At 66.0% G+C, this 18,716-nt stretch carries 13 protein-coding genes and 1 tRNA gene; 8 read left to right on the top strand and 6 right to left on the bottom strand.

What is annotated here, in order from left to right:
- Window positions 1–71: 71 nt before the first annotated feature.
- On the top strand, window positions 72–698 hold the full coding sequence (locus ACFX4F_RS09440) for a YiiX/YebB-like N1pC/P60 family cysteine hydrolase (RefSeq protein WP_380654510.1): 627 nt from the start codon (window positions 72–74) through the stop codon (window positions 696–698).
- Between the two features lie 54 nt (window positions 699–752).
- Here ACFX4F_RS09440 and ACFX4F_RS09435 read toward each other — a convergent pair whose 3' ends face one another.
- Complete coding sequence (locus tag ACFX4F_RS09435; RefSeq protein WP_164745118.1) at window positions 753–914, bottom strand: hypothetical protein; 162 nt, start codon at window positions 912–914, stop codon at window positions 753–755.
- 308 nt (window positions 915–1,222) lie between these two features.
- Here ACFX4F_RS09435 and ACFX4F_RS09430 point away from each other — a divergent pair, with 308 nt between their 5' ends.
- The gene (locus tag ACFX4F_RS09430) at window positions 1,223–2,887 is read left to right on the top strand and encodes an AMP-binding protein (RefSeq protein ID WP_380654507.1); all 1,665 of its coding nucleotides are present in this window, start codon (window positions 1,223–1,225) and stop codon (window positions 2,885–2,887) included.
- 114 nt (window positions 2,888–3,001) lie between these two features.
- On the opposite strand, the gene ACFX4F_RS09425 is transcribed toward ACFX4F_RS09430, so the two are convergent.
- Both ACFX4F_RS09425 and ubiA read right to left on the bottom strand, forming a co-directional pair.
- Window positions 3,002–4,426, bottom strand: a complete 1,425-nt coding sequence (locus ACFX4F_RS09425) for a short-chain fatty acid transporter (RefSeq protein ID WP_380654504.1) — start codon at window positions 4,424–4,426, stop codon at window positions 3,002–3,004.
- A 176-nt stretch (window positions 4,427–4,602) separates the two neighbouring features.
- A complete protein-coding gene (ubiA, locus tag ACFX4F_RS09420) occupies window positions 4,603–5,496 on the bottom strand; it encodes a 4-hydroxybenzoate octaprenyltransferase (protein ID WP_251474139.1) in 894 nt (297 codons plus the stop codon).
- Between the two features lie 149 nt (window positions 5,497–5,645).
- Here ubiA and ACFX4F_RS09415 point away from each other — a divergent pair.
- From ACFX4F_RS09415 to ACFX4F_RS09405, 3 genes are all read left to right on the top strand, one after another.
- A tRNA-Arg gene (locus tag ACFX4F_RS09415) sits at window positions 5,646–5,722 on the top strand.
- Between the two features lie 145 nt (window positions 5,723–5,867).
- On the top strand, window positions 5,868–6,572 hold the full coding sequence (locus ACFX4F_RS09410; protein WP_180165108.1) for a DUF433 domain-containing protein: 705 nt from the start codon (window positions 5,868–5,870) through the stop codon (window positions 6,570–6,572).
- Window positions 6,569–6,982 (top strand): DUF5615 family PIN-like protein, encoded by a 414-nt coding sequence (locus ACFX4F_RS09405; RefSeq protein ID WP_380654499.1) that lies wholly within the window; start codon window positions 6,569–6,571, stop codon window positions 6,980–6,982. Before ACFX4F_RS09410 ends, ACFX4F_RS09405 begins: the two co-directional genes overlap by 4 nt.
- A gap of 62 nt (window positions 6,983–7,044) precedes the next feature.
- Here the strand turns inward: ACFX4F_RS09405 and ACFX4F_RS09400 are convergent, their stop codons facing one another.
- The 3 genes from ACFX4F_RS09400 to ACFX4F_RS09390 form a co-directional block, all read right to left on the bottom strand.
- The gene (locus ACFX4F_RS09400) at window positions 7,045–8,400 is read right to left on the bottom strand and encodes a Gfo/Idh/MocA family protein (RefSeq protein WP_375068910.1); all 1,356 of its coding nucleotides are present in this window, start codon (window positions 8,398–8,400) and stop codon (window positions 7,045–7,047) included.
- A 64-nt stretch (window positions 8,401–8,464) separates the two neighbouring features.
- A complete protein-coding gene (locus ACFX4F_RS09395; protein WP_380654496.1) occupies window positions 8,465–11,440 on the bottom strand; it encodes a TonB-dependent receptor domain-containing protein in 2,976 nt (991 codons plus the stop codon).
- 132 nt (window positions 11,441–11,572) lie between these two features.
- On the bottom strand, window positions 11,573–14,932 hold the full coding sequence (locus tag ACFX4F_RS09390) for a TIM-barrel domain-containing protein (protein ID WP_380654621.1): 3,360 nt from the start codon (window positions 14,930–14,932) through the stop codon (window positions 11,573–11,575).
- A 321-nt stretch (window positions 14,933–15,253) separates the two neighbouring features.
- On the opposite strand from ACFX4F_RS09390, the gene ACFX4F_RS09385 reads away from it, so the two are divergent.
- The 3 genes from ACFX4F_RS09385 to ACFX4F_RS09375 are packed head-to-tail and all read left to right on the top strand — an operon-like array spanning window position 15,254 to window position 18,691.
- Window positions 15,254–16,408, top strand: a complete 1,155-nt coding sequence (locus ACFX4F_RS09385) for an SIS domain-containing protein (protein WP_380654493.1) — start codon at window positions 15,254–15,256, stop codon at window positions 16,406–16,408.
- Complete coding sequence (locus ACFX4F_RS09380) at window positions 16,401–17,339, top strand: ROK family protein (RefSeq protein ID WP_380654490.1); 939 nt, start codon at window positions 16,401–16,403, stop codon at window positions 17,337–17,339. The genes ACFX4F_RS09385 and ACFX4F_RS09380 overlap by 8 nt, the downstream gene beginning before the upstream one ends.
- A 17-nt stretch (window positions 17,340–17,356) precedes the next feature.
- Window positions 17,357–18,691: a D-tagatose-bisphosphate aldolase, class II, non-catalytic subunit gene (locus tag ACFX4F_RS09375; RefSeq protein WP_380654487.1), complete on the top strand. Its 1,335-nt coding sequence runs from the start codon at window positions 17,357–17,359 to the stop codon at window positions 18,689–18,691.
- Window positions 18,692–18,716: the final 25 nt, after the last annotated feature.

Raw genomic sequence — 18,716 nt, 5'->3', positions numbered from 1 at the left:
TGATTCCGGTTGGGTCGCGCCATCCTATCCTGCCGCCTACAATCGCGCCTTTCCGCCTGTCCGAGATGCCCATGCGCCGCCTCCTGTTCCTGATCGGCCTGCTGCTGCCCGCCCTGTGGCCAGCCGTGGCGATGGCCATCGAGGTCCGTGAAGGCGACCTGTTGTTCGTCACTGCGGGTCATGCCGGCCTGAGCGCGGCCATCGACGATGCGACAGGAAAGCAAGGGGCGCCCAGCTTCGACCATGTCGCGCTGGTGGCGTCGGTGCCGCAGGGCTGGGAGGTGCTGCATGCCGATGAGAAGGGCTCGCGCCGGCAGACGCTGGACCAGTTCCGCGAGGATGCGCGTGGCAAGCAGCGGCAGATCGTGGTCTATCGCCTGCGCGCACCGCCAGGGAATGCCATCACCGATGCAGTGGCCACCGCGCGCAAGATGCTGGGCAAACCGTACAACACCACCTACGTGTTGAACGACGACAGTTACTACTGCTCGGACTTCATCGAACGCGCGTTCCGTGCGCACCATGTGTTCGCGCTGCAGCCGATGAACTTCCGCAACCCGCAGACCGGTGAGATCTCCCAGCACTGGGTAGACCTGTATCGCGGCATGGGCCTGGAGGTTCCGCAGGGCCTGCCCGGTACCAATCCCAATGACATGGCCGCAGCGGCGGTGCTGCAGCGGATCGGCGTGCTCGAATAAACGAAGCCCCGCACGGGGCGGGGCTTCGTCGGTGATGGATGGCGGCTGCCAGGGTCACTCTTCCTCGTCCTGCCCGCCCTGCTGCTGGTTCTGGTTGCGCTTCTGCTGTTCCTGCTGCTGTTGCTGCTGCTGGTCGCGGCCGCGCCCCTGCTGCTGATCCTGCTGGTTCTGCTGGCCCTGCTGCTTCTGGTTCGGGTTCTGGTTCTGCTGTGCCATGTCCGATCTCCAAATGCCACGCGCGGAATGCGGTGGACGGGGCCATCGTCGGCAGCGATTGGTTAACCATGCGTTGTCAGCGGGCTACACCGATGTGTACGCGCGTGAATGAACCGGCGGCAGCCCTTGCGGCACAAGGCACTGAAGAATTCATGCGGGTTTGGCATGTGCTCATGCCGCAGCCGCAAACGCACGCATTCAGCGTCCGCCCCCCGCAGCGCGCGCAGGGACGGCCTACGCCTATGGTCCCATTTGCAGCATGCCGGGCCGCCGCCTATCGTCGGAATGACATCACCCCGGAGATGCGCATGGCCCGCGACACCGCAGCACGCCCCACCTACGAACAGGCACTGGCCGGCTTCAGCATCGAGCACGGGCAACGGCAGCTGCACGGTGACCTGCAGGCCGGCATCAATGCCTGCGTGGAGTGCTGCGACCGCCACTGTGGCCGCAATGCGCTGGCACTGCGCTGGGTGGATGCCCACGGCGCCCTGCACCGGTACACCTTCGAGGACCTGCGCGACGCCTCCGCGCGGGTTGCCCAGGTGCTGACCGCGCAGGGCATCGGCAGGGGCGATGTGGTGGCCGGCCTGCTGCCGCGTACACCGGATCTGCTGGCGACCATCCTCGGCACCTGGCGGGTGGGCGCGATCTACCAGCCGCTGTTCACCGCGTTCGGCCCCAAGGCCATCGAAACCCGGTTGAACACCGGACGCACCGCACTGGTGGTGACCGACAGCGCAAACCGCAGCAAGCTGGACGAGGTCGATGGCTGTCCGCAGGTCGCCACGATCCTGGCATCCGGACAGGCGCTGCGTGCCGGCGACATCGACTGGAGCGCACGCAGCGCCGATGCCACGCCCGACTTCGCGCCGGTGATGCTGCGCGGCGATGCGTTGATGGCACTGCTGTCCACCTCCGGCACCACCGGTAGTCCCAAGGGCGTGCCGGTGCCGCTGCGCGCATTGCTGGCCTTTGCCAGTTACATGCAGTTGGCCGTAGACCTGCGCGCAGACGATGTGTTCTGGAACATCGCCGATCCCGGCTGGGCCTATGGGCTGTACTACGCGGTGATCGGCCCACTGCTGCTGGGCCAGGCCACCACCTTCAGCGAAGCCGGTTTCAGCGTGCAGGGACTGAACGACATCGTCACGCGGCTGGGTGTCACCAATCTTGCCGGCTCGCCCACAGCGTACCGGCAGATCATCGCCGCCGGCCCCGAGGCCAGCGCTGCCATCAAGGGCAAGCTGCGGGTGGTGAGCAGCGCCGGCGAACCGCTGAACCCGGAGATCGCGCGCTGGTTCACTGCCCATCTGGGCACCACGGTGCTCGATCACTATGGCCAGACCGAGACCGGCATGGTGGTCAACAACCACCACGCGCTGGAGCATGCCGTGCGGCCGGGATCATCGGGCGTTGCGATGCCCGGTTACCGCGTGGCGGTACTGGACGATGCCGGCAACGAACTGCCACCGCGCACGCCGGGCATCCTCGCCGTGGACCTGCGGCAGTCGCCGATCATGTGGTTCACCGGCTACTACGGTGCCGACACACCGGCGCTGGGTGATCGCTACTACCTCACCGGCGATTCGGTGGAATGCGAGGACGACGGCTCGATCAGTTTCATCGGCCGGTCGGACGACCTGATCACCTCGTCGGGCTATCGCATTGGTCCATTCGATGTGGAGAGCGTGCTGATGGAACACCCTGCGGTGGCGGAGACGGCGGTGATCGGCGTGCCGGATCCGGAGCGCACCGAGATCGTCAAAGCATTCGTGGTCCTGTGCGATGGCTTCATCGCCAGCGACACGCTGGCACAGGAACTGCAGCAGCATGTGCGGCGCCGGCTGTCCGCCCATGCCTACCCGCGGCAGGTGGCGTTCGTGGCGGAACTGCCGAAGACGCCCAGCGGCAAGCTGCAGCGCTTCCTGCTGCGCAGGGCCGAGATCGAGAAGCAGGCGGCGGCTGGCTGAGGGTCTCCGGGGTCAGAGCCCTTCCTTCGAAAGGGATCTGACCCTGGGATCTGACCCTGGGGTCGGATCCTCTCCAGCGGAGAGGCTCTGACCCCACATGCCCCCGGGTTTGCGTTACGGCATCACCGGCGGCACATACGCCAGCGTCATCCCCAGCAGCCACAGCAGGCCCAGCACCAGCGGGATATGCACCAGCAGCTGGATGAAGGTGAAGCCGACGATGTCGCGGGCCTTCAGGCCGAGCACGCCCAGCAGCGGCAGCATCCAGAACGGGTTGATCAGGTTCGGCAGCGCTTCGGCCGCGTTGTAGACCTGCACCGCCCAACCCAGGTGCGCCTTCAACTCGTTCGCGGCCTGCATCACGTACGGTGCCTCGATGATCCACTTGCCGCCACCGGACGGTACGAAGAAGCCCAGCACCGCCGAGTACACGCCCATCACCAGCGCGAACGTATCGGTGCTGGCCACGTGCACGAACAGGCTCGACAGCCGATGCGCCAGGGTCTCGCCATCGCCACCGGCGGCGTGGGTGAGGATCATCGCGATGCCGCCGTACAGCGGGAACTGGATCAGCACACCGGTGGTGCTCGGCACCGCCTTGGCCACCGCGTTGAGGAAACTGCGCGGGCGCCAGTGCAGCAGCAGGCCCAGCGAGATGAACATGAAGTTGTAGGTGTTGAGGTTGGCGATGGCGCTGACCAGGGGCTTGTTGGCGAACTCGTTGAACAGCCAGCCGAAGGCCAGCAACGAGAGCAGCACGGTCAACAACGGGCTGTATTCCAGCCACTCGCCCGGCCGGGTGCGGCGCTGCAGCGGCTCCGGTTCGGCCTGGGCGGCACCGGGGAAATCTTCGGCGGTACGCGCACTGCCGGCGGCCGGTGCGGTCAGCCAGGCGATCAGCAGCGAGACCAGGATCAGCACCGAGGTCAGCGCGATCGACTGCCACAGGAAGATGGTTTCGGTGAACGGCAGCACGCCGGTGATCTCCACCAGCCCTGGCGGCATGCTGGCCGGATTGGCCTGCAGCTGCGCAGCCGACGAACTCAGGCCCATCGCCCACACCGCGCCCAGGCCCAGATAGGCAGAGGCACCGGCAGCGCGGTAATCCATGCGCAGTTCGGTGCGGCGGGCCAGCGCACGCACCAGCAGGCCGCCGAACACCAGCGAGAAGCCCCAGCTGAGCAGCGAGGCCAGCATGCTGACCAGGCCCACGTACACCACGGCGCCGCGACCGGTACGCGGGACGCGGGCGAGGAAATCGATGAAGCGCGCGACCACCGGTGCGGTGGCCAGCGCATAACCACCGATGACCACGAAGGCCATCTGCATGGTGAAGGGAATCAGGCTCCAGAAGCCGTCGCCGAAGGCGCTGGCGGTGGCCTGCGGGGTCGCGCCAAAGCTGATCGCGGCCACCGCGACGATGACCACGCCGAGCACCGCGAACACATACGCATCGGGGAACCATTTTTCCGCCCAGGCGGCCGAGCGCAACGCTGCGCGCGCCATCCAGCCGTCCTGTACTGCTGCCGTCGACGCCATCGCCTACCCTCCCAGGTTCGATGGCCCGATTCTGGGCGGTGGGGTGCGGGCTGTCAGCCACCTATTGGTCGTAGGTGGCGGGAGGCCCGGCGCTGTGCGCCGCCGCCCGAGCATGGGCTCGGGCGCTACAGAAGCACTGTCAGCTGTAGAGCCGAGCCCACGCTCGGCTGCGCGTCTCAACGCAGCGCCAGATCCACGGCGATACCGGCAAACAGCGCGGCACCCACCCAGTTGTTGTGCAGGAAGGCCTTGAAGCACGGCCCACGCTCGCGGTTGCGGCAGATCCAGAATTCGTACACCACCAGCAGCGTCGCCAGCGCCACGCCGGCCAGGTAGTAGCCGCCCAGCCCGCCGCGCACGCCCACCAGCGCCATCGTGGCCAGGAACAACGCGTACAGCACGCCCTGGATGACCAGGTCCAGATCGCCAAACAGGATCGCGGTGGAGTGCGAACCCATCTTCAGGTCGTCCTCGCGGTCGACCATGGCGTACCAGGTGTCGTAGGCGGTGGACCACAGGATGTTGCCGGCATACAGCAGCCAGCCCAGCATCGGCACCTCGCCCTGCACGGCGGCAAAGGCCATCGGGATGCCCCAGCCGAACGACATGCCCAGGTAGACCTGCGGCAGGTGGGTGTAGCGCTTCAGGTAGGGATAGCTGGCGGCCAGGAACACGCCGATGAAGCTGAGGGCGATGGTCAGGCCGTTCAGGGTCAGCACCAGGCCGAAGGCCACCAGCATCAGCACCGCGAACAGCGCCAGCGCTGCCCGGCCGCTGATCGCACCGGTCGCAAGCGGCCGCGCCTTGGTGCGCTCCACATGCGGGTCGAGCCAGCGGTCGGCATAGTCGTTGATGACGCAACCGGCCGAGCGGGTCAGCCAGACGCCCGCGGTGAACACGAACAGGGTCCACAGCGGCGGCAGGCCGCCCGCAGCCAGCCACAACGCCCACCAGGTGGGCCACAGCAGCAGCAGCGTGCCGATCGGGCGATCGGCGCGCATCAGACTCCAGTAATGACGCCAGCGCGGCGTCGGCGCCGGATGCGGCGCGGAAAGAGGGGTATCAGCCATGACACTAGGATACTCCTGTGCCTTCTGAGCGACTTTGCCGGCGGGGGGAGATTTGTGCGGCGAAACTGGATAGAATGCCCATCCCGCACCGCCTCATTGCGTTGCGATGCCCGCCCCGGCCCTGGCCGACGGCGCGGCGGTTCCACCACGCGCTCGTAGCTCAGCCGGATAGAGTAGTGGCTTCCGAAGCCATTGGTCGGGGGTTCGAATCCCTCCGGGCGCGCCATCCTTAACTCCATGACGGGTTTGAACTGGCTGTAGATTGCCAGCGGACGCCGAAGCGTGCTTTCTGTCTCATTGCCTGAGACATCCATGGCACAGGATGAAGTTCCGCACTCGTTGTTTCTCCTACATTGGGTAGACTCACCCGAATGGGAATCGCCCTGCCAGCTCCAGACAGCCTTGGTCTCGGCCTCTATTCGTACGCCGATGCCGCGCGCTTCATTGGCGGCAAACCATCCGAGCTCAGGCGCTGGATCAAGGGATACGAAAGCCGACGTCACGGCAATGTCCAGGAACATCCGCCCCTCTGGTCGTCGCAGTGGGCTGGATCGGAAATTGATGGGATCGGCTTCCGCGACCTCATCGAACTCCGCTTCATACGCACGTTTGTTGCATGTGGCGTACCACTCAACCTGATCCGACGGACCATCGCGGAACTTCATGAGCGGCTGGGCAAGGACTATCCCTTCACCAGTACGAGCTTCAAGACCGATGGCCGGCGGATCTTCATGGAGCTTCTGGACGAAAGCGGAGACGCTGCCTTGGTTGACGTTGTGAAACGTCAGGACGTCATGCGCAAAGTCATCGCGCCATCTCTGCGCGATGGAATCGAACTGGGAATCGATGATCGCGCCGAACGATGGTTCCCCATGAAAGGTTCACGGGCAGTGGTATTCGATCCAAAGCGAAGCTTCGGTCAACCCATTCTCTCCGAATCGGGTGTTCCTACGATCGCCATCGTCGAAGCCTTGCAAGCCGAAGGCGGCGACGCGCGGCAGGTCGCCCGATTGTTTGACCTGCCTCTGGCTGCAGTGAGGAAAGCGCTGCAGTTCGAGGGTCGGGCGGTATCTTGAAGGCGCAGATCGACGAGAATCTGCCGCCTGCTCTTGCCCGGGCGATCGATGCCATTGCACGCGGTTATGATCATGAGGTGCTTCACGTAAGGGAATTCGTGAAACCAGGTACCACTGATCTGGAATTGTTCGAGGCAGCCATCCAACGCGGCATCCGCGTTCACGTCACTCAGGATCATCATCAGCGCAAACCTGTTGAACGTGACGCCATCGCACGCCTCGGTTTGACGGTCTTTGTACTTGCCAAGGGGTGGGGCACGCTCAGTCACTATGATCGCGCAGCGCGGCTGCTGGAATGGTGGCCAAAAATGATGCAGCAAGCCGAGCTCGTCCAACCCGGAGCCATGTTCCGCGTACCGCATGCGAGAGCGTCCGGCGCACGGTTGGCGCAGATCAAAGCTACGCGATAGGCGCATACAAAAACGCCGGGCAATGCCCGGCGTTTCCGTCACAGCGTGGAAGGGTGCAGACCTCAATACTTCCCGTCAAAAGCAAAAATAGGCTTGCGCTTCTGCCACAGCCCCGCCGTGAAATCCGGGAACTCCAGCGTCTGGAAACTGTTGGCGATCGACTGCTCGCTCAACGGCGTAATCGCACTCCACGTCACCGCGTCGTAAATATCGATCGGCATCGGCGCCTTGGCCTTCAGCGCTTCCACGAACGCATGGATCACGAACCAGTCCATGCCACCATGCCCTGCACTCGCAGCCGTCTCGGCGTTCTGCTTCCACAGCGGATGTTCGTACTGATCCTGGTACGTCTTGAACTCTTCCCACTGATGCGGAGGGCTGCGGCCTTCGATGTGGATCGAATGGTTCACGTCCATCCACAGGCCCTTGGTGCCCTGCACACGGAAGCCCATCGAATACGGTCGCGGCAGCGAGGTGTCGTGCTGCAGCAGGATGGTCTCGCCGTTCTCGCAGGCCAGCGTGGTGGTGACGATGTCGCCGAGCTTGAACTTGACCTTGGTGCTCGGGTGGGTGGTGCCACCACTCTTGGCTACGGTGTATTCGTGCAGGCCACGCGCCTTGGTGGCGAACGCATTGATGTGGGTGAAGCGGTTGCCGCGGTTGATGCCGGTATACATCGCGCACGGGCCGATGCCGTGGCTGGGGTACAGCTCGCCATTACGCTCCACCGAATGCTCGGTGCGCCAGCGTGCTTCGCTCCAGCCCTTGGGGCCGAATTCCACGCCGCTGTCGTAGGGCTGGTTCGGGTCGCCGGAGTTGAACTTCACCCCCCGCAGGTCGTGCTGGTAACCGGCCTGCAGGTGCACCAGTTCGCCGAACAGGCCCTGCCGTACCATCTGCAGCGCGGCCATCACGTCGCGGCGGTAGCAGACGTTTTCCAGCAGCATGTACGGGGTGCCGGTGCTCAGCTGGGTCTTCAGCACATCCCAGTGGTCCTGCAGGGTGATGCCGGCCACGACTTCACAGCCTACGGCCACGCCGGCCTGCATCGCGGCAATCGCCATCGGTGCGTGGTATTCCCACGGCGTGGCGATGATCACGCCGTCGACGCCCTTCTGCTCCAGCAGGCGCTTCCAGGCATTGCTGTCACGGTCCTGACCGTAGGTCTTCGGCGCAGGCTTGCCGGCCTTGCTGACCATCTCCACCGCGCGACCGAGCATGATCGGCTCGATATCGCACAGGGCAACGACTTCCACATCGTCGCGACGCACCAGTTCCTTCAGCAGCACCAGGCCACGCATGCCGGTGCCGATCACGGCCAGGCGTACCTTGCGGCCACGTGCCCATGCCGGGGTCTGCGGCAGCAGGCTGCTGGCGGCGACAGCGGCGCTGGCCGCGATGAATTCCCTACGCTTCATGGCAAACACTCTCCTCTTGAAGGCGCGCCAGCCTTGGCCGGCGCGCCTGGTCACGCAAACGGAATTACTTGAACCGGTAGCCGATGGTCACACTGTAACCACGACCGAAGATGGTGGCGTAGTCACTGGAGTCACCCAGGAAGCTGTTCGGATCGTAGAACGGCAGGCGGTTGAACAGGTTCTTGACGGTGAAGCTCAGGTTCCACGCATCATCCGGGCGCCAGGTGACGCTCATGTTGGCCGTCCACCACGACGGTGCACCATCGCACTTGCTCTTCTGCAGTGCCAGGTAGCCGCCGGTGCAGGTTTCCTTGTTGTTGCTCACTTCGTCGACCTGGTCGGTGGCCCACTTGGTGCCGCCCACGTAGTTGACGAACATGCTTGTGGTGACCTGCTTGTAGGTCCAGTCGGCATTCAGCGTCGCACGCAGGCGCGGGTTGTTGTAGTAGCCCACCACGTCGCCGTAGTACCAGCCGTTCTGTTCGTCCATGTAGAAGCGGTTGCGGTTGGCGATGGTCGCGGCCAGGCCGATGTTCAGCCCGCCCCATTCACCCAGCGAGAAACGGCTGCGCGCATCGATGTCGAAGCCATCGATCAGGGTCTTGCCGCGGTTCTTGTACTGGCCCACCACGCTGGCCACGTTGCCGGCCGAGTAGCCCGGCAGCGTTCCCGGGCAGCTCACACCGCTGGCCGGGTCGGCGCACATCGCCGCCAGCTGCGCCAGGTTGGCGCGGTCGCTGTCGGTGATCGGCGAGCGCGACGAGGAGATGATGTCTTCAGCGCGGCGGTAGTCCGGGGCAACGATTTCGTTGTCGCGGTAGATGAACCAGTAATCGGCCGACACCGACAGCCAGCTGGCCGGCTCGTAGACGAAGCCCAGCGTGGCGATCTTCGCCTTCTCCGGCTTCAGGTTCTGGTTCGGCTGGGTCATGCGTGCCACGGTGCGGCTGCAGTCCACGTTGAGCAGGCTCTTGCCCAGGTCGACATCACCGCCGCGCTGCGATTTCAGCAGCAGGTTGGCGATGGCGTTGGTCTCGGCGCAGCGCAGTTCATCGCGGTAGCCGCCCAGCTGCGCGTACACGCCGCCGTTACCGGACTCGGCCAGGCTGGGGGCGCGGAAGCCGGTGGAATAGGTACCACGCAGCATCAGCTGGTCGAACGCCTGGTACTTGAAGCCGATCTTCGGCGCGACGTTGGCACTGAAGTTCGGATACTTGTCCACGCGCAGCGCGGCATCCAGTTCCAGCTTCTCGGTGATCGGCGCCACCGTTTCCGCGAACAGTGCATAGGTGTTGCGCGCGCCATCGAACCACGAGCCACCCTGCTGGGTGATCAGGCCGGCCGCCGCGTCTGCGTTGCCGGGGGTGTAGAAGGTTTCGCGGCTGGCGTTGAAGCCGAACGCGGCGCGCATGTCACCGGCCGGCAGCTTGAACAGCGGGCCTTCGATCTTGCCGTCCAGGGTATGCAGGCGCGTCCACGACTGGATGTCGAAGGTCGGGAACGCTTCGCGGATCAGTGCGCCGTTGGCCTCACTGATCTCACCGAACTTGTACGCCGGATGATCGGAAATGATCACCCGGCCCGTGCCCGGGTCGATGCTGTACGGACCGAAGGCCTTCTCGAAGCCCTTCACGTTGACGTTGATCGTCTGGTAAGTGGTCGAGTGCGTGCCAGCGGTAGCGAACGCGGTTTCCCAGTTCCAGTCACCGACGTTGCCACGCGCGCCGGTCAGCACGCGGTAGCTCTTGTCGGTGTTGCGCTGGCCGAAGTAGTTGGCGCCCGCGTCCTGCAGCAGGTACTGCAGGCCGACCACGCCACCCATCATGGCCTTCAGCTCGGGGCTGGCGTGGTTGTACTCGTTGTTCGGGCCCAGGAACGGATACAGGAACTGGTTGACGGTGTTGCCGGTATCGCGCGAGAACCAGCTGGTCGGGTTGCCGGTGGTGGTGCCGTAGCTGCGCGGCGTACCGCCGTTGGCACGCAGGTCGATATCGGTATAGGTGGCCTCGGCGAAGATCTCGGTGCTGTCGCCCACCAGGAAGGTGCCGTTGAGGTAGGCGGTGTTGCGCTCGGATTTGGCGCCGGCGTCGATCTCGTTGTTCATCCAGGTTTCCCAGACGCAACGCGGGCCGGCCGCTTCACTGGTCAGCACGTTCTTGCAGCCCGGTGCGGCTTCCTGCACGCGGCGGCCGGTGACCGGATCGAACGCGAAATAGCTGCCCGGGTTGAACTCACCCGGCTTGCTGCCCACGCCCAGGCGCAGGTTGTTCAGGTAGTTGGGGTTGTTGACGTAGTACTGGTCCGGGCGCTTGTCATAGAAGTCGGCCAGCGGAATCGCGTCGCGACGGTACATGTTCACCGCGCCGTAGATGTTGAAGCGGTTCTCGGCAAGGTCACCGAAGCCGGCGGTGATGCTGGCCTGGCGCTCGCCGTAGGAATCGATACGCGAGGAGGTGTCGTTGGTAAAGCTGATTTCCGCGCCCTGGAAGTTGCGCTTGGTGATCACGTTGATCACGCCGGCCACTGCGTCGGTGCCGTACACGGCCGAGGCGCCGTCGGTCAGCACTTCCATGCGTTCGATGGCGGCGGCGGGAATCGCGTCGATGTTGACGAACTGGGTCTGGAAGCCCGCCGGCGCGCCGTAGTACGACAGGCGACGGCCATTCAACAGCACCAGCGTACCTTGTGCGCCGAGGCCGCGCAGGTTGGCCTGCGATGCGCCGTCGGAACCGGTGAACAGCGAGCGCGAATCCTGCTGCGCTGGCCGTGCGGCCGGCAGGTTGTCGAGCACCTGCAGCAGCGTGCGCGCACCCATGTTCTGGATGTCCTGCTTGCTGATCACCTGCACCGGCGAGGCGGTTTCAACGTCGGTGCGGCGGATGTTGGAACCGGTGACCTCGATGCGGGCCAGGTCGGTGGCCTTGTCCTTGCTCTCCTGGGCGAAGGCAGGAACGGCGACCGACAGCAGCACGCCGGCGATGGCCAGCGACAGCGGTGCAATCGAACGACAGGGGGGGCGGTGGTGGCGGGCGGGCAACATCGGGGTTCTCTCCTGGCAGGGGTGCGGCGCGAATGGTGGATCGGCGGGCAAAACGCTCCCGGGCCACGGCCCCCACAATCGTGGTGAAGCCGTAGTCGGAATGGGCGGGGGAGGAGCGGTGTTACGTGGCGGTCATGGGGCGACGATGCTGGCGGAGTCGCCCTCCTGGCCGATCAGCACGGCGTTGGCCCAGTTGGCACAGACCTGGGCGGGTTGGCTGCCCTGCGCACCCAGCGTGCGCAGGCTCAGGGTGGAAAGGCCACGGATATCCAGCTCCGGCTTGACCACACCGGGCGCCTTCACCAGGCCGCTGTCGTACAGCAGGTGGTTGTCACCCCAGACCTGGAACTGCAGGCCGCCGGCAGTCCGACAGGCGTCGTCGATGCCGAGGTCGGCACGCAGCAGCCGCCAGCCCCCCTGCAAGCGCAGGTCGATGCGGCTGTTGGCGGCCACGCCGAGGCCACGGCGGAACTGCAGGCCGTTCATGCGCATGCCGGCGTCACCCGTGAACGCCTTGTCGGCGCGCACCTGGCTGGCCAGCGCGGCCGGCACCGGCAGCTCGGAGAGATAGCGCTGCCGGGCCGGTCGCTCCGGTTCCTGGTGTTCAAGGATGTGGAAGGTGGACAGGGCAATCGGGCCGACGTCGCGCGGTTGCAGCGCATCGAAGGCACGCGCACTGCCCTGCGCGGCAGTCACCATCGGATCGGTACTGCTGGCGCCATCACCGTCGGGGTTCTGCACGCTCAGCACGCGGAAGCGCAGCAGGCGACCGGCGTGGGCCGGGAAATCGATGCGCTGCACGCCTTCCTTCAGCTGCAGGTGGCCGCGGGCGATGGGCTCGCCCCACTCGCCATTGCTGTCACCCAGGTACACCTCGTAGTCGCGCACCTGGCCGTGCTTCCAGTTCTTGTCGTTGCGCGGTGCGATGTCGATGCCATCGATCATTTTCCGTTCGCCGAAGCCGATCACCCACTCATGGGCGCCGGTGCGCACGGCCTGGTTGCGCACGCTGCGGAACCAGGTGGCCGGATCATCATCGAAGGCATTTTCCAGCGCATGGCCGGGTTCTTCGGCCGGGCGGTTGACCACCAGCAGGCTGTCGGCCGGCAGTTCGCGGCCCAGCACCGGTGCGGCCGGGTAGGCATCGTCGGCGGCCGCGGCGGCGACGGCGAAGTCCAGCTGCAGCTGCAGCGGCTGGCGGATGTCCTGCGCAGCGGTGCGCACGTGCAGGGTGCCGCGACGCTCCTTGGCGTCGAAGTACCAGCCTTCGTTGGTGCTGTTGAATGCGGCCGCGTCGGCCAGTGCGGGCAGCGCGCGGCCGGCAGCCTGCACCGCACGCGGCGCCTGCCGGCTGAGCACGCGCAGGCCATAGCGGCGCTGCGCCAGCTGGCCGTTGTACTGGCCCTGCACCGCATCGATCTGCACCTGCACCGGGCCACTGCCCTGCGCCGGCGCCTGCACGGTGATCTTCTGCGTGCTCGACTCGCCCTGCTGATAGCGGCGCGTGTTGCCATCGTCTTCGTACAGCGTGTACTGCGACTCGCCCTGCGGGTACAGGTCGAAGGTCACTTCATCCAAGGGCTTCTCACCGTCGAACAGCATCGACGGGTACATCGGCAGGATCGCACCGGCACGCACGAACACCGGCAGCGTGGCCAGGTCCACCTGGCGGTCAAGCTGGCGGCCATCGGCGGCGGCCTGCACGCGGCGGCCATCCCAGTAGTCGATCCAGCCGCCGGCCGGCAGGTGGATGTCGCGGCGCCAGCCACGGCTGGCGGCCTGGCTGCGGTACACCGGCGCGACCAGCAGGTCGCGGCCGAGCAGGAACTGGTACTTGTAGGTTTCATCCTGCGCATGCGGATCGCGCGGGTTGTCCCACATCAGGCCACGCACCGGCGGTGCACCGGTCTGCGCGGCCTCATGCACCAGCCCGTACATGTACGGGGTCAGGCGCATCTTCAACTTCAGGTAATCGCGGTTGATGCTGCGGTAGGGCTCGTCGTACCACCACGGGTGCTTGCGTGCGTTCGACGACCAGCCGCTCATGCCCATCAGCACGGGCGTGAACGCCTTCCACTGCAGGTCGCGGGTGAAGGTCTCGGCACTGCCGCCGAAGATCGCATCGACATCGCCACTGGCGTAGGCCATGCCGGACAGGCCTGAACCCACCAGGGTCGGCACATGCCAGCGGATGTAGTCCCAGCTGCTGCTCTGATCGCCGGTCCAGGCCACGGCATAGCGCTGGATGCCGGCCCAGCCCATCACCGTCCACAGGAACGGGCGCGAATCGGAATTGTCGAGGATGCCGTTGAATGCCTGGCGGTTGCCATCCATCGCGAACTGGTAACCCTTGCCGGTCCAGGCCACGTCCAGCTTCTGCACTCGGCTGCCGGCCTTGCCCACTTCCCAGGCGATCTTGTCGACGCCGTTCTCGGTCCACAGGCCGGTGCGGAAACCATACCCGGCCAGGCCCTTCACGGTTTCCGGCAACTGCTTGTAGCCGCAGCCGTAGCCATCGTTGGGCAGGATCCAGCCGCCGGGCATGTCGTTGGCGCGGTACTGCTTGGCCACGCTGTTGATCACGTCGGGGGTGGTGCCGGTCGGACCGTCGCTCCAGCCTTCGGGCACGGTACCGGGCTTCTTGCTGTTGTCGCCGTCGTTGTAGCAATCGGCATCGCCGTAGGACAGCGCCCAGCGCGCGACCATGTTCGGGCGGCCGGTCAGCTGGGTGTAGCGCTCGATCAGCTTCGGCAGATCGGCGCCAACGAAGTAGTAGGCATCAAAGCGGTCTTCGCGATGCAGCAGGGTGGCCTGGTCGCTCTGGCGCAGGTCGTAGCTGCCGTCGCTCCATGTGTTGCGCAGCATGCCCCAGCCGCGGCTGCTCAGCAGCATCGGTGCCGGGCTCGGGCGATCGCCCTCTTCCCAGCCACCGGAATACGAGACTTCCAGTTCGCGGCCCTTGAACTGGTAGCGGCCGTTCTGCTGTCCACCACCGTAATAGCCTTCATCGGCCTGCGAGGACAGCACCTGCACGCTCTGCGTGGCATCCAGGTCCAGCGGCTGCAGTTCCTGCCACAGCGCGGTGGGCTGGCCGTTGTCCAGGCGTTCCAGGCGCAGGCGCAGCGGCTGCCGCTGTACATGCAGTACCAGTGCGTCGGTACGCACGCGGATTTCCTGCGCGTCTTCTTCCAGTTGCGCCTGCACGTTGGCCTTGGGCTGCGGCAGCACGATCGGTGCGGCCTTGTCGCCGGCGCCGGTCAGTTTGCCGTTGCGGCCGGCCTGCACGCGAATGATGTCGGCGGCCGGCAGTTCGATGCGGATGCGCGTGCCGTTGTCGGTCTGCAGGTCCCAGCCACTTACACCGTCGGTGCCGGCACTGGCGTTGACCGAGCGCAGGTTGCCGACCGGTGCGGCCTGGGCCGACAGGGACGCCGACAGCAATGCCGGCAACAGGGCCAGCAGCAGTGGCGAGCGACGAACGCAGATTTCCACACGGACTCCCAACCCGTTCACCGGGCGTTTCGAAAGCGGTTGGGCCGACTCTAGGGCAGCGATTCGAAAGATGTCAACAAATTGAAAGGAAAAAGGAAGATATATTTATATGAAACGAAAGTTGCTGCGTTGCAATACTTTGTGTAAGCGCTTGCAGCCCCCTGTTAAGCATTGTGCGATACGGCATCTGGCGGTTTCTTTCGTTTCCCGCGGGATGCCGCGACGGGAAAGTCACCACTTCAATATCTTTCTTTTTACTTTCGGTATTTGACATTTCGAAAGAAAACGCAGATGGTGCGCTGGCCCAACTGGAACCTCCGAATGGACGTCACCCTGCTTTCCGATGTGTCCGCCTGGCAGCGCCGCGGCGGAGCCGATACCGCTACCGAAATCGCCCAGCAGCCGGCGCTGTGGGAAGTCCTTGCACAGGATCTGTCGCGTGCCCGCGACCGCCTGCAGGCCTTCCTCGGCGACAGCCTCGATGATCCGAACCAGCGCGTGCTGTTCACCGGCGCCGGCAGTTCCGGCTTCATCGCCGAAATGGTGGCCGATGCCATCAATGCGCAGTGGCCGGCCGACGTACGCGTGGTGCATACCACCAGCCTGCTCACCCACCCTGCGCTGTACCTGCAGCGCGACCGTCCGACCCTGCTGGTGTCGTTCGGCCGCAGCGGCTCCAGCCCCGAAAGCGTTGCCGCCGTCGATCGCGTGCGCAGCGACGTGGATGATGCGCGCTTCCTCGACATCACCTGCAATGCCGATGGCGAACTGGCCCGTCGCGGCGCCGGCCGTGCCGACACCTGCACCCTGCTGATGCCGTCGGCCAGCTGCGACCGCGCCTTCGCCATGACCAGCAGCCTGACCTGCATGCTGCTGGCCGCGCTGACCGTGTTCGACCGTTCGCCGTGGGATGCGCGCATCGCGCGCCTGAAGCAGATTGCCGGTCTCGCCCGCGAAGGCCAGGCGCAGTGGGACGCACCGGTGGCCGCGCTGGCGCAGCGCCCGTTCAACCGGGTGATCTACCTTGGCAGCGGCCCGCTGGAAGCACTCGCACGCGAAGCCGCGCTGAAGGTGTTGGAGCTGACCGCCGGCCGCGTGCTGGCGCTGGCCAATACCCCGCTCGGCTTCCGCCACGGCCCGAAATCCACGCTGGACGGCAGCACCCTGGTGGTCGTGCTGCGCAGCGGGCAGCCGCTGGCGCGCCGCTATGAACAGGATCTGCTGGAAGAACTGCGCCGCGACGGCGTGGCCGGCGAGGTGCTGTCGATCGGCCCGCATTCGGATATCGGCGCCGACGATGACCACACTCTCACCGTGCCTGCCCTGGATGACCCGTGGCTGGCGCCGGTGTGGCTGGGCTTTGCGCAGCTGTACGCGCTGCAGCGTTCGGCCGCACTTGGCCTGACCCCGGACAATCCGTTCCCGGACGGCACCGTCAACCGCGTGGTCAAGGGTGTCACCATCCACCATGGCTGAGCTGATCGCCAACGCCTGCTACGGCATCGACATCGGCGGCACCAAGATCGAACTGGTGGTGTGCGATGCGGCGATGCAGGTCACCTGGCGGCGCCGCGTGGCCACCCCGCAGGGTGACTACGACGGCTTCCTGCAGGCGGTGGTGACACTGGTCGCTGAGGCCGATGCCGCGCTGGGTCGCCGCGATGCGGCCATCGGCATCGCCCTGCCCGGCGTGCGTGATCGTCGCAGCGGCCGCCAGCTCAGCGCGAATGTTCCTGCGCTGACCGGCCAATGCGTGGCGGCCGATCTGCAGGCACGCCTGCAGCGCCCGCTGCATTTCGGCAACGACCTGCAGTGCTTTGCGCTCTCTGAAGCGCATGGCGGCGCCGCCGATGGCTACCCCAGCATGTTCGGCGCCATCCTCGGCACCGGTGCCGGTGGCGGCTTCTGCCTGCAGGGACGCCTGCTGTCCGGCTTCAACGGCCTGGCCGGCGAATGGGGCCACTGGAGCGTGCCGGGTCACCTGCTGCAGCGCCATGGCCTGCCGTTGATCGATTGCGCCTGCGGCCTGCAAGGCTGCGTGGAACGCTACGTGTCCGGTAGTGGCCTGGCGATGATCGAGCGCCACCTCGGTGGCAGCGCTGCCGATGCCAGCGTGGTGATCGCCCTGGCCGAGGCCGGCGATGCGCGTGCACGGCAGGCGCTGGACATCCATCGCGACCTGCTCGGTCACAGCCTGGCCGCACTGGTGCTGGCGCTGGACCCGCACGTGATCGTGCTCGGTGGTGGTCTTTCCCAGTACGCACCGCTGTACCAGCTGTTGCCTGCGGCCATCGCCGCGCACCTGTTCAACGGCGTGCAGGTACCGCCCATCGTGCCACCTCGCTTCGGCGATGCCGGTGGCGCCCGCGGTGCCGCCCTGCTGGCCTGCCAACCCTCGTTTTCCTGATTGACCGGAGCTTGACCATGTCCCCGTTGCAGACCCTGCTTGCCTCCCACCGCGCCGGTGCCAACGTCGGCCTGTACAGCGTCTGCTGCAGCAACGAACAGGTGCTGCGCGCGGCCATGCATGTGGCGTTGGCGCACGATACCGTGCTGCTGATCGAAGCCACCTCCAACCAGGTCGACCAGTTCGGCGGCTACACCGGCATGACCCCGCCGCAGTACCGCGACTACGTCGGCACCTTGGCCGATGAGGAAGGCTTCCCGCGTGAGCGCCTGATCCTCGGCGGCGACCACCTCGGCCCGAACGCCTGGCAGAAGCGTCCGGCCGCCGAAGCGATGACCCATGCGCGCGTGCTGATCGAGGCCTACGTCGCCGCTGGTTTCCACAAGATCCACCTGGACTGCAGCATGTCCTGCGCCGATGACCCGGTGCCGCTGCCCGACGCCATCGTCGCTGCACGTTCGGCCGAACTGGCTGAAATCGCCGAGCGCACCGCCGCCGAACATGGCCTGCCGCCGCCGGTCTATGTGATCGGCACCGAAGTGCCGATTCCCGGTGGCGAAGCCTCGCTGGCCGGTGGCCTGCAGGTGACCACCCCGGCCGCCGCCGCACAGACCCTGGCCATCCACCAGCAGGCCTTCGATACCCCGCAGCTGCGTGATGCATGGCAGCGTGTGCTGGCCATGGTGGTGCAGCCGGGCGTGGACTTCGACCACAGCAGCGTGCACGAGTACGACGCTGCCGCCGCCAGTGAACTGGCCGACTTCCTCGAACAGCAGCCGCGCATCGTGTTCGAAGCGCATTCCACCGACTACCAGCGCGAAAGTGGCCTGCATGCCCTGGTACGCGACCATTTCGCCATCCTCAAGGTCGGCCCTGCGGCCACCTTCGCCTACCGCGAAGCGCTGTTCGCGCTGGCTGCCATCGAAGCCGAGCTGCTGCCGGCCGCGCAGTGCTCGCGCCTGCCGCAGGTGCTGGACGAGGTGATGGTGGCGCAGCCGAAGTCCTGGCAGTCCTACTACCACGGCGACGAAGCGACCCTGCGCCTGCTGCGCAGCTATTCCTTCAGTGACCGCTGCCGCTACTACTGGGGCGAGCCGGCGCTGGTACAGTCCGTGCAGACCCTGTTCGCCAACCTGGAACAGCACGCACCGCCGCTGGTGCTGCTCAGCCAGTATCTGCCGGAGCAGTACCGCGCCGTGCGCGAGGGCACCCTGGCCAATACGCCTACCGCCCTGGCGCAGCATCGCATCGGCTTGTGCCTGGGCGAATACGCCCGCGCCTGCAGCGCCAACCAGGCCGGATCCCGCAAGCACAACGCACGTTCGGCTGCCGCCGTTCCTGCGAACGGCTAATCTCTACCTTTCCCTGCGAAACCGA

Origin of the sequence: Stenotrophomonas sp. YIM B13575 (genome assembly GCF_042787595.1) — a bacterium.
In the GTDB taxonomy this organism is placed as follows: Bacteria; Pseudomonadota; Gammaproteobacteria; order Xanthomonadales; family Xanthomonadaceae; genus Stenotrophomonas; species Stenotrophomonas lactitubi_B.
Note: the sequence above shows the minus strand (reverse complement) of the source record. Positions and strands in the feature narration are given on the sequence as shown.